General features: G+C 44.7%; 18 protein-coding genes. 2 read left to right on the top strand and 16 right to left on the bottom strand.

Annotated features, from left to right (window positions below; all coding sequences use genetic code 11):
- Positions 1-114 precede the first annotated feature (114 nt).
- The 5 genes from MHB43_RS22205 to MHB43_RS22225 all read right to left on the bottom strand — a co-directional run bounded on the left by MHB43_RS22205 (position 115) and on the right by MHB43_RS22225 (position 5,543).
- Positions 115-444 (bottom strand): hypothetical protein, encoded by a 330-nt coding sequence (locus MHB43_RS22205; protein WP_336761679.1) that lies wholly within the window; start codon positions 442-444, stop codon positions 115-117.
- A 233-nt stretch (positions 445-677) separates the two neighbouring features.
- On the bottom strand, positions 678-2,393 hold the full coding sequence (locus tag MHB43_RS22210) for an ABC transporter ATP-binding protein (protein WP_145322952.1): 1,716 nt from the start codon (positions 2,391-2,393) through the stop codon (positions 678-680).
- 44 nt (positions 2,394-2,437) lie between these two features.
- A complete protein-coding gene (locus MHB43_RS22215) occupies positions 2,438-3,469 on the bottom strand; it encodes an iron ABC transporter permease (protein WP_074095819.1) in 1,032 nt (343 codons plus the stop codon).
- 2 nt (positions 3,470-3,471) lie between these two features.
- On the bottom strand, positions 3,472-4,527 hold the full coding sequence (locus MHB43_RS22220) for an iron ABC transporter permease (protein WP_036614761.1): 1,056 nt from the start codon (positions 4,525-4,527) through the stop codon (positions 3,472-3,474).
- Between the two features lie 278 nt (positions 4,528-4,805).
- Complete coding sequence (locus tag MHB43_RS22225; RefSeq protein WP_405118000.1) at positions 4,806-5,543, bottom strand: glycerophosphodiester phosphodiesterase; 738 nt, start codon at positions 5,541-5,543, stop codon at positions 4,806-4,808.
- Positions 5,544-5,773: 230 nt separating this feature from the next.
- Here MHB43_RS22225 and MHB43_RS22230 point away from each other — a divergent pair, with 230 nt between their 5' ends.
- Complete coding sequence (locus MHB43_RS22230) at positions 5,774-6,040, top strand: hypothetical protein (RefSeq protein WP_076211469.1); 267 nt, start codon at positions 5,774-5,776, stop codon at positions 6,038-6,040.
- A gap of 219 nt (positions 6,041-6,259) precedes the next feature.
- Here MHB43_RS22230 and MHB43_RS22235 read toward each other — a convergent pair whose 3' ends face one another.
- The 5 genes from MHB43_RS22235 to MHB43_RS22255 all read right to left on the bottom strand — a co-directional run bounded on the left by MHB43_RS22235 (position 6,260) and on the right by MHB43_RS22255 (position 9,892).
- Entirely contained in the window at positions 6,260-6,388 is a 129-nt protein-coding gene (locus MHB43_RS22235; RefSeq protein ID WP_255319930.1) for a hypothetical protein, read from the bottom strand.
- A gap of 120 nt (positions 6,389-6,508) precedes the next feature.
- Positions 6,509-7,093: a TIGR00730 family Rossman fold protein gene (locus MHB43_RS22240; protein ID WP_339177898.1), complete on the bottom strand. Its 585-nt coding sequence runs from the start codon at positions 7,091-7,093 to the stop codon at positions 6,509-6,511.
- A 230-nt stretch (positions 7,094-7,323) separates the two neighbouring features.
- A complete protein-coding gene (locus MHB43_RS22245) occupies positions 7,324-7,743 on the bottom strand; it encodes a hypothetical protein (RefSeq protein ID WP_017687369.1) in 420 nt (139 codons plus the stop codon).
- 19 nt (positions 7,744-7,762) lie between these two features.
- Positions 7,763-8,431 carry a uracil-DNA glycosylase gene (gene ung, locus MHB43_RS22250; RefSeq protein WP_339177899.1) on the bottom strand — a complete coding sequence of 223 codons (669 nt, stop codon included), beginning with the start codon at positions 8,429-8,431 and terminating at the stop codon, positions 7,763-7,765.
- A 240-nt stretch (positions 8,432-8,671) separates the two neighbouring features.
- Entirely contained in the window at positions 8,672-9,892 is a 1,221-nt protein-coding gene (locus MHB43_RS22255; protein ID WP_339177901.1) for a MalY/PatB family protein, read from the bottom strand.
- A 248-nt stretch (positions 9,893-10,140) separates the two neighbouring features.
- Here MHB43_RS22255 and MHB43_RS22260 point away from each other — a divergent pair, with 248 nt between their 5' ends.
- Positions 10,141-10,848: a helix-turn-helix domain-containing protein gene (locus MHB43_RS22260; RefSeq protein WP_221825411.1), complete on the top strand. Its 708-nt coding sequence runs from the start codon at positions 10,141-10,143 to the stop codon at positions 10,846-10,848.
- Positions 10,849-11,002: 154 nt separating this feature from the next.
- Here the strand turns inward: MHB43_RS22260 and MHB43_RS22265 are convergent, their stop codons facing one another.
- The 6 genes from MHB43_RS22265 to MHB43_RS22290 all read right to left on the bottom strand — a co-directional run bounded on the left by MHB43_RS22265 (position 11,003) and on the right by MHB43_RS22290 (position 24,777).
- Positions 11,003-13,924: an insulinase family protein gene (locus tag MHB43_RS22265; protein WP_405118001.1), complete on the bottom strand. Its 2,922-nt coding sequence runs from the start codon at positions 13,922-13,924 to the stop codon at positions 11,003-11,005.
- Positions 13,925-14,479: 555 nt separating this feature from the next.
- Positions 14,480-17,332 (bottom strand): ATP-binding protein, encoded by a 2,853-nt coding sequence (locus MHB43_RS22270; RefSeq protein WP_405118002.1) that lies wholly within the window; start codon positions 17,330-17,332, stop codon positions 14,480-14,482.
- A gap of 30 nt (positions 17,333-17,362) precedes the next feature.
- Positions 17,363-20,218 carry a DUF1156 domain-containing protein gene (locus MHB43_RS22275; RefSeq protein WP_405118003.1) on the bottom strand — a complete coding sequence of 952 codons (2,856 nt, stop codon included), beginning with the start codon at positions 20,216-20,218 and terminating at the stop codon, positions 17,363-17,365.
- Between the two features lie 5 nt (positions 20,219-20,223).
- Positions 20,224-23,748 carry a helicase-related protein gene (locus tag MHB43_RS22280; RefSeq protein WP_405118004.1) on the bottom strand — a complete coding sequence of 1,175 codons (3,525 nt, stop codon included), beginning with the start codon at positions 23,746-23,748 and terminating at the stop codon, positions 20,224-20,226.
- Positions 23,749-24,173: 425 nt separating this feature from the next.
- Positions 24,174-24,650 carry a hypothetical protein gene (locus MHB43_RS22285; protein ID WP_405118005.1) on the bottom strand — a complete coding sequence of 159 codons (477 nt, stop codon included), beginning with the start codon at positions 24,648-24,650 and terminating at the stop codon, positions 24,174-24,176.
- A complete protein-coding gene (locus MHB43_RS22290) occupies positions 24,544-24,777 on the bottom strand; it encodes a helix-turn-helix domain-containing protein (RefSeq protein WP_405132459.1) in 234 nt (77 codons plus the stop codon). The genes MHB43_RS22285 and MHB43_RS22290 overlap by 107 nt, the downstream gene beginning before the upstream one ends.
- Positions 24,778-24,955: the final 178 nt, after the last annotated feature.

The raw sequence follows: 24,955 nt of genomic DNA on the forward strand, positions 1-24,955 counted from the left end.
CCCTTTAAGAACACCTCTTTCTAAATTTAACGTTCCATATCAGTTTATTGTTACAAATACAGCTGTTAGCTCACCTTAACTTCCTGACGGGCTCAACACGATCAACCCAAATATTCACTTCTTCATATCCCTTTTGTACACGTACCTTCCCCATACCACCAACGCCGCACACAACAAGATCACACAATAAGCCCATACAAAAAACATGGCAAGCCCCAATCCGATGTTGGCATCCAGGCGCTTATCAAAGATCTCTGTGTATAGCGCAAAACCGAGTGGCACGGCGCCAACAATGAAAAGTCCAATGGACCATCCACCCCAGCGTTGTAAACCGGACCCCGCACGAGTACTGGAAAGTTTGCGAATCCCTTGAGTCAGAAGCCACCAAATCAGAATAAATAATAGACAGGTTATAAGAATTTTCAGCATATCGTTTACCTGCATATCGTGCACCTCCTACATCTTGCAATATGATGAACATATCTTACACGTTAAGCGTTCTCTTTACTATATTACCCGTTTCCATATCCATGACCACAGGCAGGCAACGGTTCAGCACCCTCGACCCATACTATATTCATAAAACAGAAAATAACGCCACCATTCATGACTCCTTCCAAGTCATGAACGATGGCGTCATTTCTTATAACCACGTTATTATATCCACATCGGATACGTTACGCGCCAAACTGCGCATAGTGAAGGCGGCTGTACACCCCACCTGCTGCGAGTAATTCTTCATGGCGCCCCTGCTCGGTAATACCTTGTTCAGCAACGACAATAATGCGGTCTGCATTTTTGATCGTAGCCAATCGGTGAGCAATGACCAGTGTCGTCCGTCCCTCGGATAGCTCAGCAAGGGATTGCTGAATTGCCGCTTCCGTTTCTGTATCCAGAGCGGATGTGGCTTCATCCAGGATCAGAATCGGTGGGTTTTTCAGGAACATACGGGCAATGGACAACCGTTGTTTCTGTCCGCCGGACAGCTTCACGCCGCGTTCACCAATTAACGTATCCAACCCTTCCGGCATCGATTGAATCAAAGGTTCCATCTGTGCACGTCTGGCGGCCATCCAGATTTCTTCTTCGGATGCATCCAGCTTGCCGTAGGCAATATTCTCCCGAATGGTTCCATCGAAGAGGAATACATCCTGTTGTACAATACCGATATGACTGCGTAAGGAGTCCAGCGTCATGTTCTGTATTTCCTGACCATCAATCGTGATGCGACCTTCCAGCACATCATAGAACCTTGGCAGCAGACTGCACAACGTTGTTTTCCCTGCACCCGATGGACCGACAAGGGCCACCGTTTCACCTGCATGCACGTTTAGATCGATACCCTTGAGAACAGGCTCCTGATCCGAATAACCGAAGGTCACTTGTTCATAACGAATATCCCCACGCAAGTGTGATACCTTAACAGCTCCTGGACGATCCTCCACATCCGGTTCCATATCGAGCAGCTCCGTATACCGTTTGAAACCCGCAATCCCTTTGGGATACGTCTCGATAACCGAGTTAATCTTCTGAATCGGTGTCAGGAACACATTGGACAACATAATAAATGCAATGAACTGACCGTAAGTCATACTGCCGTTAATCACAAACCAAGTTCCACATACCAGGACAAAGAGGGATACCAGCTTCATCAGCATATAACTGACAGAGGAGTTCCAGGCCATGATTTTGTATGCGATTAGTTTGGTCTGACGGAAACGACCGTTGTTCACAGCGAATTGTGCTTTTTCATGCTCTTCATTAGCAAAAGCCTGAACAACACGAATACCTGTAATATTGTTCTCAACACGAGCGTTGAAGTCCGCTATATCCCCGAACATTCGGCTGAATGCCTTCGACATTTTGCTGCCAAAGTAGAGCGACAGATAAATAATCAGCGGAACAATGATAAAGGTTAACACGGCCAGATTGCCATTAATGCTCATCATAATGCTGAAAGCACCAATCAGCGTCATCACCGCGATAAAAACATCCTCTGGACCATGATGGGCAATCTCACCGATATCCATTAGATCGTTAGTCATGCGGGACACGAGGTGTCCTGTTTTCGTATTATCGAAGAAACGGAACGATAGCTTCTGCACATGATTAAACAGACTTTTACGCATATCCGTCTCAATGTTAATACCCAGCTTGTGTCCCCAATAGGTAACCACGAAGTTCAAAAATGAATTCAATAAGTAGATGCCCAGCAATGCCAGACATGCCCATAGAATCCAGTCCCAGCGACCGCCTGGCAGCAGATCATCGACTACCCGGTTGACCGCCAGTGGAAAAGCCAGCTCCAGCAGAGCGACCAGAATCGCACAGCTGAAGTCAAGAATAAAGAGCTTTTTGTAAGGCCTGTAATAGGCAAAGAAACGGCGAAGCATGGACTGAAGTCCTCCTTATGCAATCACACAATAATGATTACGTTCTATTTCGTCTTGCTTAAGAGGTACAGGAAGTATGGCGCACCAATAATGGCAACCAGGATCCCCGCAGGAATCTCCGAAGGCTGCAGGATGACACGACCCAGCGTATCTGCAACCAGTACAAGCAATGAACCGATCAGTGCAGATGCGGGTAACAGGAATTGATGTTTTGGACCCACCAGACGACGTGCCAAATGCGGTCCGATCAGACCTACAAAACCGATCCCCCCACTCACAGATACGCATGAGCCGGCAAGTCCTACAGCAGCCGCAAGCAAAATCAGTCGCTCACGCTCAACCGGAGTCCCGAGTCCACTTGCAGTCTGGTCACCCAGATTCAACACGTTCAGTACACGTGCCTTATACAGAACAAGCGGGACAAGAATAATAAGAAACGGTAGCAATGCCGTTACAAATTTCCAGTTCGAGCCCCAGATGCTGCCTGCCATCCAGGTAGCTACAAATTGATACTTTTCCGGACTAAGCCGTAACGTAAGCACGATCATGGCAGAACTGATTCCCGCCGCTACCCCGATCCCTGTAAGCAGCATACGCGTAGGCAGAATGCCCTCTCCTTTTTTGTAAGAGAGAATGTAGATCAGAAATGCAGCAAAACCAGAACCGATCAGGGCCAGAATTGGCAAAAGAAATACCGGCGCTGCTGTCGTTGTCGGGAAAAAGGAAACAAATAACATGACGACCAGACCAGCACCTGCGTTAATCCCGAGGATCCCCGGATCTGCCAACGCATTCCGAGATACTCCCTGCAAAATACAACCAGATAATGCAAGTCCGGCCCCGACCAGCACCGAAATCACAATACGTGGCAGACGGAATTCAAACAGGATCAATTCCTGTTTCGCCGTGCCTCCACCAAACAGGGTTCGCATCACCTCAAGCGGCGAAAGCTTGGTAAAACCTGTGTTCATGCTCACCACAAAAGCCGTAATAATTAATAGGGCAAGCACAATGAGGACAATCGTACTCTTGGTTCTCTTCTTGCGCTCTGCTCCAACTATTGTTGAGGATTCCATCGTTACAGAGTCCTCCTTTCTTTACGCGCCAGATACAGGAAGAATGGTACCCCGATGAGGGCAACCAATGCGCCAATTGGCGTCTCGTACGGCGGGTTAATCATACGTGCAGCCAGATCCGCAAATACAAGCAACAGACTGCCCATTACTGCGGAACATGGAATAATCCAGCGATAATCGACCCCAACCAGCTTCCGAGTGAGATGGGGAATAATGAGTCCAACAAAACCAACCGCACCCACGACGGACACGGCCGTACCTGCGAGGATTAGTACAACAATCAGGCCTATGAGCTTGATCAGCCCAGTACGTTGCCCCAAGCCCACCGCAATATCTTCTCCGAGACTAAGCAGAGTAATGGAACGGGAGATGAGAAGACCTGCGATCAGTGCTGCGAGTACCCATGGGAACATGACCTCAAGTTGAGACCACTTCGTTCCGGCTACACCACCGGCCGTCCAGAAAGCCAGATCTTGTCCAATCCTGAAATATAATGCAATCCCTTCACTGAGTGCCGACAACATCGCTGATACAGCCGCACCTGCAAGTACAAGGCGTAGTGGTGTAAGGCCTGATTTGGAAGCTGCACCAAAACCATACACCAACAGGACACCAAGCCCCGCACCAAGGAAGGAATACATGATGATATACATAAATGGCAAGCCAGGGAAGAAGGCAAAACAAACTGCAAGTGCAAATCCAGCTCCCGCATTCAACCCAAGCAGACCTGAATCGGCCAGCGGGTTACGAGTCATGCCCTGCATGATCGCCCCAGCTACAGCGAAACATGCACCTACCATTGCTCCTCCAAGAATACGTGGCAACCGAATCTCCCATATGATCTGATGTGGAGTCAGCTCAGGATTGAAGTCAAAGATGGCCTTCCAGACTACACTAAGCTTAATATCAGCAGCGCCAAAAGAAATGGACAACGCCATACCCAGAGCGAGTAGCAAAACTCCCCCTGTAAGAATAAGTGTCGCCGCCCACGGACGAGTGTGTATCTTCGCTGTGGGTGAATCCGGATTATGTTTTTCTGGTGAAGCTTGTGAACTCATACGCGCCCACCCTCGTTATGAGTGGAGCTGCTCAAACCTATGTACATAACAATCACCTCTCTATAAATACCGAACTTTAATGATATTGATATTGATTCTCATTCCCATAGACCATTGTAAGTGAATCCACGGGCTCTGGCAATGGACAAATAGGACATGTTTATTGCATATATGAAGATTTGCACACAATTTTACACGCAAAAAGGCTGCGCAGGAGCCAAAAAGCTCGAACACAGCCTTATCATTGCATATGTAGAACATGTAAAATATAGACTCGTTTAACGGACATGTACCGTAAGTAAGGATGCCAGGACATCCGGAACATCAGTAATGATCCCTTGCACACCCATGTCAATCAAGGCCTGCATCTCGGCAGGATCATTCACCGTAAATGGGTAGGTAACAACGCCATGTGCCAGTGCAGCAGCAACATCTTCTTGTGTGACCGCCAGCTTGTAGGGATGAAGGCCGGAAGCTTCGAGTTTGGCGGCATAATCATAAGGACGGTACAACTTTTCCATATATAGAAGTGCTGTACGAATCTCCGGGGCAAGACGTTTACATCTCACGAGGGAAGTATGATTGAAGCTGGACAGCACGACCTGTTGCTCCAGATTCCAGTCCCGGATCGCTTGTATAACCTTCTCTTCCATCCCCTTATAGCTCACAATACCATTTTTCAATTCCAGATTAAGCAGGGTTCCTTTCCCCTGTACCAGCTTGAATAACTCCTCCAGAGAAGGAATACGTTCCCCGGTAAAATCAGCATGGAACCAGGAGCCGGCATCCCTTGTGCGCAATTGATCGTAAGTCGTATCTTTAACCCAGCCTTCTGTGCCACCAGTTCGACTTAACGTCTCATCATGAATCAGTACCAGTCTGCCATCACTCGTCATCTGCACATCGGTTTCGATCCCTGTCGCTCCAAGCTCCAGACTTCGTTCAAAAGCGCTCATCGTATTCTCCGGGCATACGGCAGATGCACCGCGGTGGGCAATAATCTCCATGTTCCTCATTCCAGCGCCTCCTGTGTTCAAGCTTCGTTCTATGATCCTTACTATAAACACGGTTTGTTAGACCTGTATTAACAGAGCGTATAATGGGTTACCTGCTTCGCTAATACTAGCGACCGGGTTGAACATCAACGGGCTGGGGATTCACTCATTTTTGCGAACTCAATCTGAAAATCGACATAACATAGTATGAACGATGGAAGCACTGAACTCCGTTATAAGGAGGTTGACTATTGAATCCCTCAAAGAAAAAATCGATACCTACGCGTCCTCACACATCCCAGTTACAGTCGGCTTCCAGGCATTCTAGAGCATCTGTCCATATCAAAAACAAATCTGGCAAGACGGCTAATCAGCGTTCTCTTAACTCCAGTTCACCCAACACACTGGATCAGCTGGCTATTGTTGCAGCAATACTCTCCTTAATTGCAGCCGCCATCGGGCTATATATCGCCTGGAAATCGTTAAGTAATCCGGATCAAACTGCTGTTGTGGTGTAAAGCTGCTTGTTGCACAGCTAATGGCTCAGGAGGCTCTCTCCTGCTTCTGACCTTATTCAGGGGCAGGTTTTTGCTTTTTCAAATACTCAACGTATGCTGAAAACGTCAAAAAACCGTTCCCCTGAAACGCCAGCATATACCGGCGTCTCTTTGGAAAGGTCATTTGTTATTGGGGCGCTGCCTCTGCAGCTTAATCCCCGTCCCGGGATACTGACCGAATTACAGAATGAATGTGCGAGAGATAATAACCAACAGAATGAACAATACCAAAATTGCACCTGTTGATGTCCATGCTCCACCACCGAAGCCTCCGCAATATCCGTAACCTGTACCTTTGAGTTCGCTCATCAGTGACACTCCCCTCTTCATCGAAGTACACTATAGACTATGTCCAATAGCGCAACTTGCTTGGGCAGATCGAAAATTCTCCCGAGGAACGATTGGATACAGGCCCGTCTTCTTATACACTCATTTCCCGTTGAGTTGTGACCACTTCTGAGTCAGCTCTGCAGGAATATAGGATGACATTTGTTTGATCAGTTCAGCCGGATCAGATTCCAGACTCCACAGACTGAGATGCGAATTGTTGGAGAACCCTTCCTGTACGCTATGTTCTACCATCTTCATCAGCGGTCCATAATATCCATTGACATTTAATAAGCCAACAGGCTTACGATGAATACCGATCTGTGCCCAACACAGTACCTCGAATAGTTCTTCAAATGTACCCATGCCTCCGGGAAGTGCAATGAATCCATCGGATAATTCAGCCATCGTAGCCTTCCGTTCATGCATGGTTCCCACTTCAATCAGTTGTGTGAGCCCTCCATGAACAACCTCGCCCCGGAACAATCCGGTAGGCATAACCCCGATAACCTCTCCCCCTCGCTCAAGAGCAGCATCGGCTACTGCACCCATCAAGCCCATGCAAGAACCACCATAGACCAGTGCATAACCACTATCAGCAATCTGTTTGCCCAGTTGAACAGCCTTCTCTGTATATTCGGGGTGATTTCCCGGATTGGAGCCTGCAAAAACAGCTATACGTTTCATTGGGTTTCACTCCTTCTCGTGATCTATTTTAATAGTATACAACATGAATGTAATGGGTATGTACAATAGGTTAACAGAATCAATGGACAAAAAAAACCGACCGTTTGCAGCCGGCCGGGCTCCCATTTCAATACACATCAATTTAGAAGGGGTTGTTATTACCTAATATACAGACCGAACATTAAATCCGTATGATCTTTGCATGAAATGAATATTAAATCTTCGTATAACTAACGTATCCCACGGCGTGAACGTACAACAAACATATGCTTGTCTTTACGAAGAACCCGACCATCTGCAAGTTCAACCTGATCCTCGTCATGACGCAGAATCGTCGTGGATAACGCTACAATTTTGGCCCGGCGCCAGATCATAACCTGTGACTTGAAATAGATCGCATTTTCGAACTGAATCGCCTTTTTCATCACATATCCAACCTTGTGTACTTCAGAACGTGCTTTCTTTAAGGGAAGACTCTCTTCGGGAAGAGGTCTGATCATTGCGATATTGTCAAACGATACCTTAATCCGTTTCGGTCCGATCCGTACACATTCCGCTTCTTCATCCCACTCGACCAGCGTTCCCTTCAATGGCTCCCGTATGCCTGTTGCACGATATACCGCTACTTTTCGTCCTATCCAATGTCGCAATGTTCTCACCTCCATCTGTCTAGTTTTCAGGTATCTTCCAATCGATCGGTTCAATACCTTTGGAGGTCAAGAAGTCATTGGCTTTGGAAAAGGGACGACTGCCGAGGAATCCACGATGCGCAGCCAGCGGACTGGGATGTGTAGACTCCAGTACAAGGTGCTTGTCCCTGTTAATAAAAGAACCTTTCTTCTGGGCATGACTGCCCCATAGCATAAATACCATTGGCTCTGAACGCTCATTCAACGCGCGAATGACCGCATCCGTAAACGTCTGCCATCCCAGTGCCTGATGGGAGTTCGGCTGACCTTCACGAACCGTCAGAACAGCATTTAATAGCAGGACTCCCTGTTGTGCCCAATGAACCAGAGATCCATGATTCGGAATCGGCAGGTCCAGATCGGCATGAAGTTCCTTATATATATTTTTCAGAGAAGGCGGTACACGCACTCCCGGTCTAACCGAAAAGCTTAATCCATGAGCCTGTCCTGCTCCGTGATAAGGGTCCTGACCAATAATAACGGCCTTAACCTGATGATACGGCGTCAGCTTCAGTGCCGAGAACAGGTCTTCTTTGGGCGGAAAGACCGTCTGCGTTTTGTACTCGGCGGCGAGAGTGTAACGAATCTTGTTAAAATATTCGGCTTCCGTCTCTTCCTGAAGCACCTTGTCCCAATCGTTTCCAAACATATGTATAGGCTCCTTTCCCCTGATGAATGCAGTTTCGTTCAGCCCAACTACTGGGCTCTTCCTTCTGAGAGCCGCATGTCATGCAACTCATAGACTATCCACCATTTTAACATAACCGGGGACAGCAGACCAGAATTGCGCATCAGGTATAGGTCCACCTCGAAATAAATCGTATTCTTGCTACATTCAGTATACTCAATCCAAAAAAGTCACCTCGCTGTTGCGTGATGACTTGATGATTTATACTTGAACGGGCACCTCTTCGACTTCTTTCACAAGCACACTGCTAATTCTCCGTAACCCTTCCTGAAGGACAGAACGGGGACAAGCCAGATTCAACCGAATACAACCCTCACCATTGGCTACAAACATATGACCATCTTCGAGCAATACACCCGCTTGCTCAGCGAAGAATAATGGTAAGCTTACATTATGGGGAGCATATGCCGAGATATCAATCCAGGCCAGATACGTGGCTTCCGGGATGTGAAAAACAGCCCGTGGCAGATGCTGCTTCAAATACTGTTCAACACAGGCGAAATTGGCGTCTAGATAACCTTTTAATTGTTTCAGCCATTCATCACCCGTTTCGTAAGCCGCTTGAGTGGCAGCGATGCTCAGTGGGTTTTTGAAACCATAATGGCGTGCCTGCCAGATGTCTCGAAGTTCATTATTCGGAATGATGACATTGGAGAACATCAGACCAGCCATGTTGAATGTTTTGCTCGGAGACATACATGTAATGATTCGATCCGTATCCGGGAACAGCTTTGCGAGTGGCGTATGTTTTTTGCCTGTCCGCAGCAGATCACAGTGAATTTCATCCGAAATGACCCATACGTTGTTCCTCAGGCAGATTTCACCCACACGTTGCAGCTCCTCCGTTGTCCAGACACGTCCAGACGGATTATGGGGATTGCAGAAAATACATACCCTTACCTTCTCATCCTTCGCTTTGGCTTCAAAATCCTCAAAATCAATCGAGTAATGCCCCTGCTCATTGATCATATCCGAACAGACCAGTTCAAGATTGTTATGCTCCGCAGCTGACTTGAAGAAACCATAAGACGGGGTCACGATCAGTACTTTCTCATCCGATTGACAGAGATATTCCACCAATTCATATAAAGCGGGAATGATCCCGTTTGAGGTCTCCAAATGCTCCTTCGCGAAGGACCAGTCATAGTATCTTTTCATCCAATTGGAGACAGCTTCGTAGTATGCGGGATCGAATACTTGGGAGTAACCCATGATTCTACGATCCAGACGATCCTTAACTGCATCCAGAATCTCGGGAGGTGTGGCAAATTCCATATCTGCAATCCACATGCGAATAAATTCTTCATCCTTGAATGGAAAAGTCATGTCCTCTGTGGCTTTAAAAATATATTGACGGAAACCATCCGTATTCATAGCATTTGTACCTGTGCGGTCTATAATCTCATCAAAGTTATATTTCATAGCTTCTGCTCCTCTGTCTGCTCAACATTTCATTGTCGTTTCATGTCGTATTACATCCATTATTCCATGACGCTGGAATTGCATCAAATGCAATACAATCTATCCTGACGAAACAAATGAAGTTAATTGTTTCTCCAGAATAGGTATTTCGACGAAAAAGTGATATATTTCTCATATAACATCATTTTTATGATGACTTTCATCATTTTCACGTACTCTCAAGAAACATTGCATAAGGAGAACCGTTTATGAACAATATCAATCAGGAAGTTGGCAAGAAAATACGAAACTTTCGGAAGTGGCGGGGAATGACCATTCAACAGCTTGCGGATCAGATCTTCAAGAGCAAGGGCACGCTGTCCAAATATGAGAGCGGAGATATTACACTCGATCTGGTGACGTTACATCACATTGCGAACGCACTCAACATCCAGGTGGAGCAACTCTTGTACCAAGAGCCAAGACATGCTTCTCCCCTGATGAATGCGGTCCCTTCCAGCTTTTTCAAGAACTCCACCCGTTTCTATTCCTACTTCTATGATGGGCGTAACAACAGTCTCATTCGTTGTGTCATTGACATGATGGCTCAATCGGATGCCAACCGTTATCGCACCGTGATGTATATGAATGTGAAGGATTTTGAGAACTATCAAGAGTGCGAGAATATGTATTGGGGCCACACCGAGCATTATGACACACTCACCACCCTGATTTTGAAAAATCAGGCCACGCCGCTGGAAAACCTATATATTAATATTTTGGCGTCTTTTCAGGAATCGGAGAAAAAGTGGGGACTGATGGCGGGTGTCTCCTTCAGACCTTTCATGCCGATCGCGCTAAAAATGTTATTCTCCAGAACCCCGCTGCCCGAGAATCAGGAGTTATATAATGAATTAAAAATCTCAAAGGAAGATCTGCGGACCTTGAAAATATACAACATGCTCGCTGTCACTTGAACAACGCAGCGCGTCACACATTCTCATATCATATGGGATGGAGACAGTTCCTCCCCATTAGAAAAGGCACTTCTATAAGCTGTTGAAACCAGCTCTCATAAAAGTGCCTTTTGCTTTGACGCTTATTGGATCGTGGAATAAACGAGACTAACGCTTAGTTTTTAATTAAATCCAGCGTCTCGTCAAACATTTGCTTCTGTTCCTCAATCTTGTTCTCATTACCGATCACGCAGCGCTGTTGCTGTTCAAGTATAGCCGATAAAAGCTCAGCAAAACCGATAATGTCGCTTTCCTTTGTGCTTAACACTTCGTCACGTTCCTGTTGCAGATCCGCTTCAGTCACATTTGACAGATAACACTCCAGGGAGAAAGCTCCTTCTCCATAAGGCGTTCTCGGCGTATCGAGATCCTGAATCGCACCAATGATATAACGCGTCATTTCCCGCTCGTCTGCCCGGAAATCGGTCAAATATTGCGGTATCTCTTCATATATTTTGTACGTTTTATCGAGATTTGGATCACGATACGATGCAACGTAGCTGTCTCCGTTCCGTCTGAAGCCTGACATACAGCCATAAGCTCCGCCTTTGGCGCGGATATTGGTCCACAAGTAATCCAGAGACAGGATTCCCTGCAAGACCCGAAGTGAACCGGTGTATTGATATCCATTGTCGATATAATTGCCCGTTTGCACCACGTACTGCACCTCTGACGGGGAACGGAATCCTTCCTTATGAGTTGCAGGTGTGAACGTAAACTCTTCCTTGGCAACCTCATGTGTGAACAGCTTCGCTTTCAGATCGGATACCTGTTGCTCCAGTCCCTCATATCCCTGTTCATCGGCAGTATAACTAACAAGCAAGTTCTCCGGTCTGAAAATATACCCCGTCAACTCTTGCAGACTGGAAGATAACTCTTCTTTTCTCGCCTCAAAGTTCTCCTGAAGATCCTCAAGCCACTGGTAAAACGCGATACCACTTACCGCTTCCCTAAAATCCGCAACCGCTGAATGTTTGGACGAAGACCGGCCAATTCCCGCAGAGTGTCCGCTATTGATCAGATTACGTTGCAGATTACCTTTCATCTGAGAGATGATCTCATACAATCGCTTCGAATTGTCGAATCGGGATGTGAACACAATTTCTTTGATCATATCAAAGGCAAATCCAAGCTTGTCATACAACACTTTTGCGTTGAACTCATAGGTCGCCTTGAATTCATTGTGCTTATGCGCGTTAGCATAAGATCCAATCCCACTATGAATACCGCCTGAATGGATATGGATCTCATTGGACAGTTCATTGAACGAGTAGTTTTGAGTGTCCACGTAACCCAATACATTCTTGAGCAATCCTGCATACGGCAGGAGATGACGTGGTACTTCTTTGATATCAAACAGCAGTCTCAGATAACCAATTCCGTTGGTGTAAAGGTTATGATGAAGAATGGTTGTGCCATCGACCTGGTTCACCGTTTGATGCAAGGTAGAGGCCTTAGGTTCAATATCTTCAATCGATAACGTTGGAATGACCTGCTGCTGCTCTTTGGTTGAAGGTGTATTCTGATATTCGGCAAGTGCTTCCGTTTTCTGAATCAACGTCTGAACTTCTTCCTCGCTAAGACCGGCCTGAATGGTTTTCAGACGTTCTTTCAACGCTTCCTCCTTGCGTGAGTTCAGCCCCTTATCCGGGGTAAGCGCCACAAAGGAAGTATGTGTGTTTTGCAATATATACTTCTCAATGAGTTGCTCGAAGTAACCTTCGTTCATTTTTGTCCGCAGTTCAGCAAATACGTCATTGGCTTCCAGATGGGTGAAAGGTGCTTCTTCATCGTACAACCAGCTTTGCAGGGAGGAGAATCCGTAGATCAGGCCTTTCGGCATTCTGCCATAGTCCGCTTCTCTGTGATTGAACTCATACGAATTAATTCCAGCAAGCAGCGCTTTAGGATCAAAGCCTTCTTTTACCACACGCTCAAGCACTTCTTTGACCGTTCCCAGGAAATCCTCTTTGCTCGCCAGATTGCTCTTCTTCAGTCCCACCGTGAACACAGGCTGATACAGGCTGTCATCATACGAACCGTAGACGTCCTTCGCAATTCCTTTATCCAGCAAAGCCTGTTTCAATACCGCTCCCGGAGCGTTCAGCAGTGCATATAACAAAATTTGGAACGAAATGTTCAGTTCCTTGTCCAGACTTGTGCCGATCACCGCATTGTAGGTCAAGAAGCTGTTATCCACTTCCGATTCCGTACTTCCCGCAGAGTAAGTCTTAACTGTGTCTACCCGTTCTGCAAAAGCAGGTTGAAGTTGAATGGCCGAATCAATCTCGATTCGATCATATGCACTCAGGTAGTTCTCATCGAGCCATTGCAGCTTCTCTTCCATATCCATATCGCCGTAGAGATAGATGTAACTGTTGGAAGGATGATAGTATCTCGTGTGGAAATCCAGCAACCCTTGATACGTTAGATCCAGAATAGCTTCCGGGAATCCACCAGACTCGGAGGAGTATGTGGTATCCGGGAAAAGGGAGTTCAGCACTTCTCTGCGCACCATTCGTTCCGGTGAAGAAAAAGCACCCTTCATCTCGTTATATACAACACCGTTGTAGGTTAACTCATCGTCAGCAGAGGTCAGGTTGTAGTTCCAGCCTTCCTGCAAAAATATCTTTTCATTCTCATAAATATTTGTATTTAATACCGCATCCAGATATATGTCCATCAGGTTATGGAAGTCATGATCATTACGACTCGCGATCGGATAGATCGTCTTATCGGGATACGTCATGGCGTTAAGGAATGTATTCAATGAACCTTTCAGCAACTCAACAAAAGAATCCTTGGCCGGAAATTTCTTGGACCCACAGAGCACGGAGTGTTCGAGGATATGGGCTACCCCTGTATCATCTTCCGGAGGTGTGCGGAAACCGATACTGAATACTTTGTTGTCGTCCTGATTGGACAAAAGTACAATTTTGGCCCCGGATTTTTGGTGCTCCAACAGATACGCATCCGATTTCAATTCTTCGATTCTGCGCTCCTGTAACACCTTGTATGGCTTAAGCTGTTTCAACATAAACTTGAGTCCTCCGTCCATAAGATTGTTTTATTGGTTTTGTGACTCTACATAAGTTCAAATATGTTTATTTACACTCGCACTCCGATGACAGAATAACAGCTGTCCTCCCCGTTATCGTGTACATGTGTGGTTGAACTTATATCGTTCAGCAAGGTAAAGGTAATATATGCCTACGGATAGTATACACCATTGTCCCGTCTCTTCATAAAAGTCAGATAAATGTACCTTCTGATATGTATTATGCAGGGTTTATGTTTATGAACTGCATGGTGATGTGGTCTGTTATATAACATTACATGGATGTTAAAGAACACAAAAAAAGATAACTGGTTGGTAGTGAAAAGCGGAAGTATCAGTTTTCGCGGAATGCTGCTAAATATCGGACTAATATTACACTGACCCGGTCGTTTTCTTTTAAACTTAAGGTAGTCAAACAACCCCCTCCTACATACATTGCAATATGAATGGCAAACATCTCATCAACTCAAAGAATGATAAAAGAGGCTAGGCACTAACCTAACCTCTTCAGATGAATGGATAATTGATTAATTATTATTCCTCTTCAAACTCTGTCATGCTGAACCGCAGTTGTCCGCCGTTCTCTCGAATAATGCGTTGAAAAGCCTCATCATAACCACCTTGAGAAGTAGCCTCGACCTCTATGGTAATTGTTACAGTTCCATCATATTTAAGAGCAAAGTGGCTCAGCACTTCATCATAAATGTTGGCAAAGTCCATCTTAGCAGTTGTTTTGGGTATCTGTACCTTACCATAAAATCGGTGTTTCAATTGTTCCACTGGCTGAAGTACAACAGGTGGTTTGGGACTAACAGATCCAATAGGTCTGCCCAGCCCTCCAGTTGACCCTCCAGGAGGAGTAACAGGTAGGGAACCCACACCAGGTGGCATTTCTTTCCCTTCTCCTTGCTCCTCCTCTCTCTGAGCTTTCAATCGCATTTGAACCGCATCATAAGCTTGAGCAATTGTTGGATGAATTAAAAGTGTGGTTCCGTCTAGAATGATACTTATGTTTTGTTCCAATGCAAACCCTATATAATTTTGACCTTCTCTACCATATGCAACGCCGAAGAAGTCTTTACTTTGGACACCTGTCTCTATCGCTTGATGATAAACACTTTGATTGTGCAGACGAGGTAAGTATAAGTACTGGCAAGTCTTTTTCCAGACATCTAGAGCTTGTGCATCATTTAACTCATCTTTCCAGAACCAAGTCTTAAGCATATTATTAAGGTGGATAGGAGCCCATGTTGTTATAAGTACTCCGTTTTCCTTAAGCTTGTTTACAATTTCTAGCATTGCACCATTAGCATTAGGCTGAATTGATACGACTTCCCAAGCTACTTCTGTAACACCTTGGCCTTGACGCGCCTCCTGATAAGGCACCAGAAGCCATTTGTATGCTTCAGATATACTTCTAGTAACAATGTCTTGGGATCGTCCGAGTTGTTCCTCGGCCTGTTTCTGTTGTATACGGTCCAGATTGAGTCTTGCGTCTTTTATGTCACCCACAATGGACTGCCAAGATAGCACTGTACGGATACTCTCTCGAAGACGCTGTATCGCTTCGTAATCTGCAGTTAAGAAAATTAGACGATTCTGATGGCTTCGAGGCTGACTTCCTCTCTTAGTTAAGATCTCGTTAGCAATGACTGTCGCCTGATTATGTTCCGAACGGCTATATGCCCCACTTGTGGGGAGAACTACTAATCGCAGTTCCTCATCATCAGGTACATCAGCTGACGGGGTGAAAATATGCACCCCCGTAAATTCTCTCCTTGTATCCAGTTGCTTAGCGAGACGAGTACGAATTTCCGAATCCGTATCGGTAAATCGCACCTTACGCTCTTCCATCTCACGGCGAAGGTTAGGACGAGTATCATAATAAAACCTATTGTTTACATTGTTCAAATAGTGAAGAACGTCGCTCATACGTCTCAGTACGTCTTTATAAACACTAATGGTTTGTCCAGGTTGTACACAGCCAAGTAGTATCCTCGCTTGATCAATCCCTTTCTGCGATTGAAGCGTAACACTTGGCGCACTGCCCAAAAAGATAGTTCTCGCTACCCGCCGTGCAGCTTGATAAGCACCGAATCGAGAATCACGATCAATAATTACAGTTTCTGAACGGTGCCCATCAACATCGCGTTCAAGAACAGGGTCCCATCCTTGCGGCAGATAATAAACCATCTCGTTCCGAACATCTTGATCATTTAATGGAAGATCACTGCACTGAATCATTGGAGAGGCATTACCTTCTGTCCAAAGTTTATGTATAACCTTGGCCATAAGCTTAAGCACACCACGAGTACGTTGAAACTTATCGAGTGAAGACCAATCCTCATATAGCCGATCAAATACTTCAGGATGAATAGGGTAAGATTGCTTAAGTCTATCCATATATCGAGTCTCTTGCGTCTCGGTAGGAAATTCTGAACTGTTCTGAACGTAAAGACCTGAATAGGCTCGGCAGACTCCTTCTACTCCATGCACGTCAGTAATATTCGTGAACAACCTGCGCCGTACAATTTCAAAGGCTTCCTCAGTGGCTACAGGCTTCCATAGAGCCTGAACACGACCGAAATATTTCTCAAGTGCGTCAAGAGCTTGTTGCCCGCGAATGCCACCAAGTTCAGCATGTGATTCTGGTAAAGATGCCAGCATCATGGCTTGAGGAACAGCCTTAAGAGCCTCCGTTAGTGCTTGGATAAAGGATAAGTTAGAATCAAATGTACCACCTGCATAGGTCCTACCTTCTTCAAACTGACGTAAATATGCAACTAATTCGTCAATAAGAATTACACATGGAGAGTATTTTCCTAGCAACTCTGCCAAAACAGTTTTACCTGGTGATGTGCCACTCACATCAGCATCTTTGACGATATTGTAGGCTTCCTCTTGTCCAAGTTGCCATGCTAATTCACCCCACATAGTATGAACCAAAATTCCATCTCTAATCTGAGTTTGGTTCGGTGACATCTCATTCCCATCCAGTACCACAACATGTGCTTTTGGCACATCTATAATACCAGCATCATCAACTATTGACGCTATCCCTTGCAATTCGCTAATAGGTGCTTTACCACTAGCCAAATGATACACGGCAAGCATCGTATGTGTCTTTCCTCCTCCGAACGCTGTCTGGAGTTGGATAACAGGGTCTCCCCCGCGTCCACTCAATCGATTAATCACAGAATCGAGCAGTAGCTTCATACCTTCCGTAATGAAAGTACGTGAATAGAATAGCTTAGGATCACCGTACTCAGGTGATGCTGACCCTTGATGCACTCGGCTCAAATCAGCTGCAAATTCTGATTGTTGAAACGTTCCTTGTAATACATCTTGATGCGGTATAGCGATCTCTCTCCAAGGTTTTATACTCATAAATAACTATCTCCCTTAACTGTGCTTCAGTTAAAATAACTCCAACTGTGATCCGTGGTATCCGATTTCATGCGCCGCTGCATCGATTTCATCCCAGCTTGTTATAAGCTCGTTATAGGCTCGTGCATCGTCTGCCCACCCCTTGCGTTCGCACAATGTGTAGAGTCGGTAAGCAAGGTTACGTACTGCTTCTGATCGCGCTGGCATACATGCAAGTAGACTCCCTGAAGCTTGTTCCCCTTCTTGTTGGAGCGCTCGAATCAGATGATGTAGTGCTTCCCAAACAGGGGTTCTATTATCATGTTCAGGTTTCCAACCAACAGGGTATTCTTGCCATTTTAACAAGCGTACTTTGCCTTGACCTGATTCCAAGACTCCCGCTATTTTCATGCTCTCTACCGTTGTTCCCTTTGCAGTTGCTAACACCTCAGCCTGACCATAATCTCCTTGATTCCAACCATATTGATCAAGCCAGTTGAGACAACACAGTGTATCGGCATCCAATTCTCCATCAGTAGCATTGAGGTAAGAATCCACTACACGATTAATTAATTGTAACGCTGTACGTACTGTCATAGTTGAACCATCAGCCTCTAAGATAGCTGCATATTTTGAGAAAACAGACATTCCTGGACCGATAGAAGCTTGTTGAAGGTCTACCGCAGCCACAGGAGATGATTCACTTTTCCCCCCAACCATTGTTTCTAAGCTCTCTGGCATTACATCATTAAGCTCTCGAATAAATGAACGACGAGTTATGGTTTCAGCTTTATAATCCCGCTTTCGACAAACAAGAATAATACTTGAAGCTAAAGCATTTGATTCAAAACTAACCATTCTCCCAGACTTTTCTGTTCTCATAGGCCAGGTTCCAACTATTGAAAATCCTGATTTTACAATAGCATCTAAAAACGTAATCCATCCTGTCGAGGATGTTCCATCTTCTTCTGTTTCAGACTGCTTAAATGCATAATATATTGTTACTGGATATGCTGGATGTACTTGCCCAACGATATTACTCATAACTTGTGTCATTCCATTAAGAAAAAAAGTTTCTGCCTTATCTTTAGTACCGTGACGATATGGGGTTGCAACTAATTCCTCAAGCTTCGGTACAGTTAATGTAGCAAACACATCAGGATAGACTTCCTTTAACGATTTACGCATCCATACATAAAAATAGTCTGATAAATCTGCGTATCCGATATTATCATAATAAGGTGGATCAGTTGATACTATCTTATTATTACTTAAAGCTTGGCTCTGAGCATCAGCTTGAAATGAAAATGAAGTCACATTTGCAGGAAGGTTATTGATACTCTTCCATACCCAATCAACCATTGCCATCCAATTTCCTGTGGAATTTGAAAATGGATTAGCTTCTGCATAGTCCCAAACCATTGGAATAGCCTGCCTACCAAATGTATTTCTCATTTTTTCACCAGGCGCATTCCAGCTACACAATGTTGACCAGTAATCGGTACACTTATCTACTACAAATGAAAGATATACTGAAACAGCCTCTGCGTAAGCAAGTGCACCTTTTCCTGAATCTCGTAGGCTTTTTTCATCAGAGTCCATACCAGCTGAAATGGCATCCATGTAAATTTTCTGACGCGCCTCCCTAACTAATTCCGAGAAAGTATTAAGTGATAGTAACTGCCTGTTTGAAAATAAGTCTGAATATTTATAAAGTCCATACAGCTGAGTTCTTATATCTCTAGGGTTATAATTTATATCTACATCTGGTCTCCAATTTGGTTCTGCGATCTCCTCAAGCGACTGAAATTCCTTTGTTGCTTCTAAATATACTCTGCCATTTTTACTTTCTGCCACAATAGCAATCAGTTTTCTCCCTAACCGCCCCGCCTTTCCTTCTTGACGAATATATTCTACACTTATAGGAGTATTAGATAAAAGACATACAAAGTTACCTCCCCGTCCAATCTTCGTCCCCGACTTCACTTTATTTAAATCTTGAGGTACTCCTTTAATAATTTCAAACCTATAATTACTACCTTCGATAATGGGTTGAATATATGATTCTTTACCGCTTTTAGACGAGAGAAGGTATGAAGACAATAATGGAACTTCTACATTGCTGTAAGCAGGGTTTGGGCTTTTAACCGTTCGAGCCCAGAGCCAAGCAATTATAGTAGCTTTAGTTCCTCCCGCCTCCTTAGGTAAATATACTTCAGGATATAGGTGTCCTAATCGTTTATAAGCTTCGTTTTTAATCCATTCACCATAATATTGGACATCTTTTGCTAATCCACGAGCATTTTTCCAATCATCTTTTATGCTAATCAGGTCACTGTTACATTCTGCGTTTACTGGCTTTAAACCAGCAAATTTGGGAGGAATCTCAATCATAGCCTTATTGATCGTAACAGCAACGGGATTAAGATCTGTTGCGTAAGATTCAAGCCCTAATCTTTGAGCTTCAAGTGGAATAGCACCACCACCAGCAAAAGGATCATGGAATGCAGGGAGCTGATCGGGGTCAAACCCTGGAATGCCTTTATTCAATTCGCAGGTTTCGCGCCAGCTCTTACGTATTTCTTCCCTAGCTTCATTTAATACTTCCTCATTGTTGATGTTCTCCCATTTGACGAGTCTACGAATAATACCGAACAATCGTTCACGCTCTTTTTGAGCTGCTTCTTTATTCATTCCTCTTCCTAAATGGCGCTCGAATCCTGGATCATTGACTAACTGCGCAAAGAGCACAGCACGAGCTGCTGCAAGCGGACGTCTAGCCCACCATAAGTGTAGGGTCGAGGGATGTCCATGTCGTATAGATTTTTCACGAGATGCTTCAGTATTTATGTCATCAAGTGGTAATGCCACTTCGATTAGTTTTTTTGGCGTTTTTATGTTGGCCATGTATGTTAATCACTCACTTCGTCTATAGTAGTTACTCGTTCAGCCCTTTTTAAAAGGAGGCTAATGTCTAAATTTTTGCTAACTTCAGCCCAATCGGGTCTCTCTTGGAATGGGTTGCGGATATAATAAGGTCCATCTACCGCGTCACCATTGATGATCACTATGGCAAGGATAAACTTATCCCCTTGATTTAAACCATAAAGCATTTCATTGCGTGTTACTGTAATCGTATCTTGTCCTTTAGCACGGCCTTTAACTTCGATGTGGCGGTCCACACCGTACCTACCGTCACCAAGGGGAACACGAGCGGTAACATCCCAACCGCACTTGTCAGCAGATACATCAATCACCTCATGTCCAAGCCGTCTCTCTGCATCCATAACTGCCTGCATAGCCAACAGTTCTATTCGTCTACGGGCTGCTACATCCACAGGGGAATGCTGACCTCTTCTTAGAGATAGAAGTCCTGCTGGAATAACAAGTGCACCGCCAATGATAATAGGGGTTGCCGATACAACATGTCGCTTGGCTTCCAACTCTCTGTGACGTTGTTCCAGCCGAGCGGTTAATTCGTCAATGGTACGCCGAACGTTTTCGAGTTGAACGCGAGGCTGTTTACCCGCTGCAATATCCTCTTGAAGTTTCAAATACCTATCTTGCCAGTAACTGATCTCAACGATTAGGCGCTCATGAACTGCTTTAAGTGTCCGTTCAACATCAAACTCCCTACGTCGTTTAACTTCCTCGTAGTGCGGCATACCAATATGTCCAGCTGCAAATCGGGATGCAAATCCTTCTAAGTCCCCTGTAATCCATTGACCATGAAGCACATCGGTAACTAAGTTGCGCTCCTCAATAGATGCTTTTCGTAAATCTAAATGCGGTGCGTAACCAGCTGAAGTAGCATTTCCCTGTTCATCAATGGAAACGAACTGAATCCTCCGAGATACTTCACGGGAAGTATTTTCTAAATCATTCTCTCTGACCGCATGTTCTACCATAAAAAGCATTTTAGGGGTATTTCCATCATCACTCTCATCAATTAGTACAGTTCCTTGTTTTAGCTTCCCACGTTCTTGCTCTAGGATCAAGTCGGTTACAGATTGCATTAGAGGATGCCCTGTATGAATTAACGCTGCCTCGCGCTTATCTTTCATTCGAATCAATTGCTTCTCAAAGCAAACTCGTTCGTATTTGGTTAAGACTGGTTTTCGATTACGTGTTCGTCCACTGATTTGCCGATCACGCTCACGAATTACTGCGGGAACATGAGATATTTCGTATCGTTCTTGCTCACGTTCTTTCAAATCGCCTCCCAGACGGAGAAATGCCTCACGAAAAAAGGCACGTATAAAATAGGGCTGTAGTCTCCTCGCTTCAGCTTTTTCCATTTCGTCCTTAACCTTATACATTTGATCAAGCGTCATTACTTCTTCAGTAAGCGCACTTCGCTTTAAGATGTCATGAAGATGCTCTTGGCTCAGAGCTCCTTCTACTTGCTGCTGTAATTGAGCTTTAACATCTGGCCGATCACCATATCGGATGGCATCTATAAGTAATTCACGGAGAGATCGATGCTCAAACACCTTACCTAGTATATCAAACACACGGCCTCCAAGAGCCATACGCTCTATTTCCAATTTATTCAGGAGGTGTTGAAATACATCTCCCTCACGAGTCTCTGAAGCAACCATATTCCAGAGGTGACAAACTTCCATTTGTCCAATACGATGAATACGTCCAAACCGTTGTTCCAGTCTGTTAGGATTCCATGGAAGATCATAATTCACCATCAGATTGGCATTTTGCAAGTTGACACCCTCACCCGCAGCATCGGTCGCAATTAACACAAGTGTATCATGATCATGTCTAAACAGTTCCTGAACTTTTCTCCGATCATCTCGCTTCACTCCGCCATGAATTGTTACAACTGCCTTAACATTACCAAGCAATCCGCTGATTTTATTATGCAAGTAGTTCAACGTATCACGATGCTCCGTAAAAATAATTAACTTTCGCCGACTACCAGAGGCATCACGCATCATCGGCTCACCTAGCAACAGACTTGAAAGCTGTGACCATTTCGTATCCTGGTTGGATTGAACGACCTCTCTTGCAACCTGTTCCAGTTGCTTAAGCGATTGAATTTCTCTTTCTAGCTCCTGGATCGTCCGTGCGGCAGTAGCTTGAGAAACAACTTCTTCTTCAAACTCCTCATATTGTGCATCAGCCATCTCTTCATCTGATTCATAAATGTCATCGGGTACCTCAAAAGTATTATCCCAACCGACTCTAGTCCGCTGCTGAGCTTTCATTTCTTCAATGCGGCGTTCCAAACGTTCTTTCCGATTTTTCAAGGATTGGTATATAGCTTCTGGGCTTGAGGCTAATCGACGCTGAAGAGAGGTTAACGCAAAGCCGACAGTACCCTTACGTTTCTTGTCTTCCAGTTTATCCGCCTTATCCATTTCTTCTTTAACATAATTCGTAACCTTACCATATAGATCTGCTTCCATATCGGATAGTCTATAATTGATTGTAATTGCGCGTCGTTCAGGAAAAAGTTTTGTACCATCAAATTTGTATAACTCTTCCTTAACCATTCGACGCATCAGATCGCTGACCTCAACCTGCTGTACCCCATCTCTGAATTTCCCATAAAACCGATCAGAGTCCAGCAAGGAAAGAAACAACTGAAAATCTTCCTCTTTACCGTTGTGGGGTGTTGCGGTCATTAGCAGGAAATGTCTGGTTATGCTACCAGCGAGTTTCCCCAATTTGAATCGCTTTGTCTCATTAACTTTTTGCCCGTACCAGTTCGCCGACATTTTATGAGCTTCATCCACAACGATAAGATCCCAATTCGTGACCTTTAACTTCTCTTGGAGGTCATCGCTTCGACTTAATTGGTCAAGACGAACGACCAGAAAGTCACGTTCTTCGAATGGATTGCCTGATCGACTGACGTTTTCAAGTTCTCGTGTGAATAATTCAAACTCCAGATCAAATTTTTCATATAACTCATCTTGCCACTGTTCAACGAGGCTTCCTGGTGCAATGATTAGAATACGCTTGGCATCTGCTCGAATCATGAGCTCGCGCATAAGTAGACCAGCCATAATCGTTTTCCCTGCCCCAGGATCATCTGCAAGGACGAATCTCAACGGTTGACGGGGTAACATTGATTCATAGACAGCTGTAATCTGATGAGGCAACGGTTCAACATTAGATGTATGTACTGCCATCATAGGATCGAATAAATGGGCTACGTTTATCCGATAAGCCTCAGCGGCTAGTTTGAAGGAATCAGCATCGGCTTCAAACGACCACGGACGACCTGCCATTGCAAATGATAACTTCGTCTCATCACTCCGAAACAACAGTTGTTCTTGAATATCCCCACTCATTGATTTATAGACAACTGAAAGAGCATCAGCTCCAACAAGCTCAGCTAAAATAATCTTTGCAGTTTCATTTTGTAATAGACCATTTATTATTGCATCCTTTTTAATGTCTTCTAATCTTACCAAATTCGACACCCTCTTATCATGAGTTAATCCTCATTCATCAAACTGTTATATCCTTGTTCACATTATTTGACGAGGTATTATAAGCCATAACGTTCATCCTTCTTATGCATCTACAAAGCAATTCCGTAGCTTTAGGTTCTAAGAATCTTATACATACTTCCCGCACCGAATGCTCTCTCTCTCCATTAATTTATTTCAAGTATTTGTATATAATAGTTAACTTCGAGTATACAATATAACGACTAATCTCTTATAACAGATAATTTCCATTATCTTACAGGCGTTGTAGTAATAAAAGCATCGTTTCGCTTCTTATTAGCGACTCTTTAGTAGCCCACCTATCAATACCGCAATTCTGCTAATCTAGCTTCACCATAGAGGAGAAAGCGGTATCCATACCTCTTCAGCAGCTACACTTATATATGCTAACAATTTAAAGCTCTCACAGGCCTTCTCAAGTTCAGTAGGTTAGCTGTAAGGAAGGTTCCCTTGGGGTACTGTGAGATGGCTGCACTAAGCGCAATCTCCATCGACAATGCGGTACGATCCGGCATGAGAACAGCGATGTATAGACGCGTTTTGCGTTCGATAAACGCCGCTACGCAACCCTTACTTTTCCCAGTGCCCAAACGTTTCACGGGAGTGGACTTCTTTCGGTCAATGGTGAATTTACCGCGAGCTTCTGCGGATTTCCGACGCTTCCCTTTGTGACGAAGGACCTGTAGTGCGCACCTGAACCAAACGTTCTGCGAAGATCCAGCGATAGATGGTTTTAAGGAGACTACAGGCAGACCATCAGCGTGGAAACGTTCGGTAATCTGTTCTGGAGACCATGTGGCCTCGAGCGAAGCAGCCACAGTTACCGTTGGATGTCGAGGCTGTACGACGTTCCTGATAAGCATGTGGGGCTTGTTCTGCTTCGTAGGTTTCGGATGAAGCTACAAGCTCTAATTCACGGCAAATGGTTGAAAAGTGTCTGCATAGTTCCTTTGCGATCGTTCCTGAGCTTTTGCCTTGCTGGTGGAGGATTTCTAGCTGCTACGTTCGATTATGCTAAGATGTGTGTAGCTCATGATGGATTTTCCTTGTGTGAATGGTTGTTGTGGTGACTTCATTCTACACGAATCCGCTCTTATTTCCAGTTGGTGTCGCACTTCATATTACAATCCGGTGTTTTGAAATTTTCAAATTAATAATATAAGGAACT

It is taken from the genome of Paenibacillus sp. FSL H8-0317, from assembly GCF_045040685.1.
GTDB lineage: Bacteria > Bacillota > Bacilli > Paenibacillales > Paenibacillaceae > Paenibacillus.

What these genes read in the sequence shown, in the direction of transcription:
- MHB43_RS22205 (WP_336761679.1), bottom strand. Translation starts at nt 444, where the DNA reads ATGCAGGTAAACGATATGCTGAAAATTCTTATAACCTGTCTATTATTT.
- MHB43_RS22210 (WP_145322952.1), bottom strand. Translation starts at nt 2,393, where the DNA reads ATGCTTCGCCGTTTCTTTGCCTATTACAGGCCTTACAAAAAGCTCTTT.
- MHB43_RS22215 (WP_074095819.1), bottom strand. Translation starts at nt 3,469, where the DNA reads ATGGAATCCTCAACAATAGTTGGAGCAGAGCGCAAGAAGAGAACCAAG.
- MHB43_RS22220 (WP_036614761.1), bottom strand. Translation starts at nt 4,527, where the DNA reads ATGAGTTCACAAGCTTCACCAGAAAAACATAATCCGGATTCACCCACA.
- MHB43_RS22225 (WP_405118000.1), bottom strand. Translation starts at nt 5,543, where the DNA reads ATGAGGAACATGGAGATTATTGCCCACCGCGGTGCATCTGCCGTATGC.
- MHB43_RS22235 (WP_255319930.1), bottom strand. Translation starts at nt 6,388, where the DNA reads ATGAGCGAACTCAAAGGTACAGGTTACGGATATTGCGGAGGCTTCGGT.
- MHB43_RS22240 (WP_339177898.1), bottom strand. Translation starts at nt 7,093, where the DNA reads ATGAAACGTATAGCTGTTTTTGCAGGCTCCAATCCGGGAAATCACCCC.
- ung (WP_339177899.1), bottom strand. Translation starts at nt 8,431, where the DNA reads ATGTTTGGAAACGATTGGGACAAGGTGCTTCAGGAAGAGACGGAAGCC.
- MHB43_RS22255 (WP_339177901.1), bottom strand. Translation starts at nt 9,892, where the DNA reads ATGAAATATAACTTTGATGAGATTATAGACCGCACAGGTACAAATGCT.
- MHB43_RS22260 (WP_221825411.1), top strand. Translation starts at nt 10,141, where the DNA reads ATGAACAATATCAATCAGGAAGTTGGCAAGAAAATACGAAACTTTCGG.
- MHB43_RS22265 (WP_405118001.1), bottom strand. Translation starts at nt 13,924, where the DNA reads ATGTTGAAACAGCTTAAGCCATACAAGGTGTTACAGGAGCGCAGAATC.
- MHB43_RS22270 (WP_405118002.1), bottom strand. Translation starts at nt 17,332, where the DNA reads ATGAGTATAAAACCTTGGAGAGAGATCGCTATACCGCATCAAGATGTA.
- MHB43_RS22275 (WP_405118003.1), bottom strand. Translation starts at nt 20,218, where the DNA reads ATGGCCAACATAAAAACGCCAAAAAAACTAATCGAAGTGGCATTACCA.
- MHB43_RS22285 (WP_405118005.1), bottom strand. Translation starts at nt 24,650, where the DNA reads ATGCTTATCAGGAACGTCGTACAGCCTCGACATCCAACGGTAACTGTG.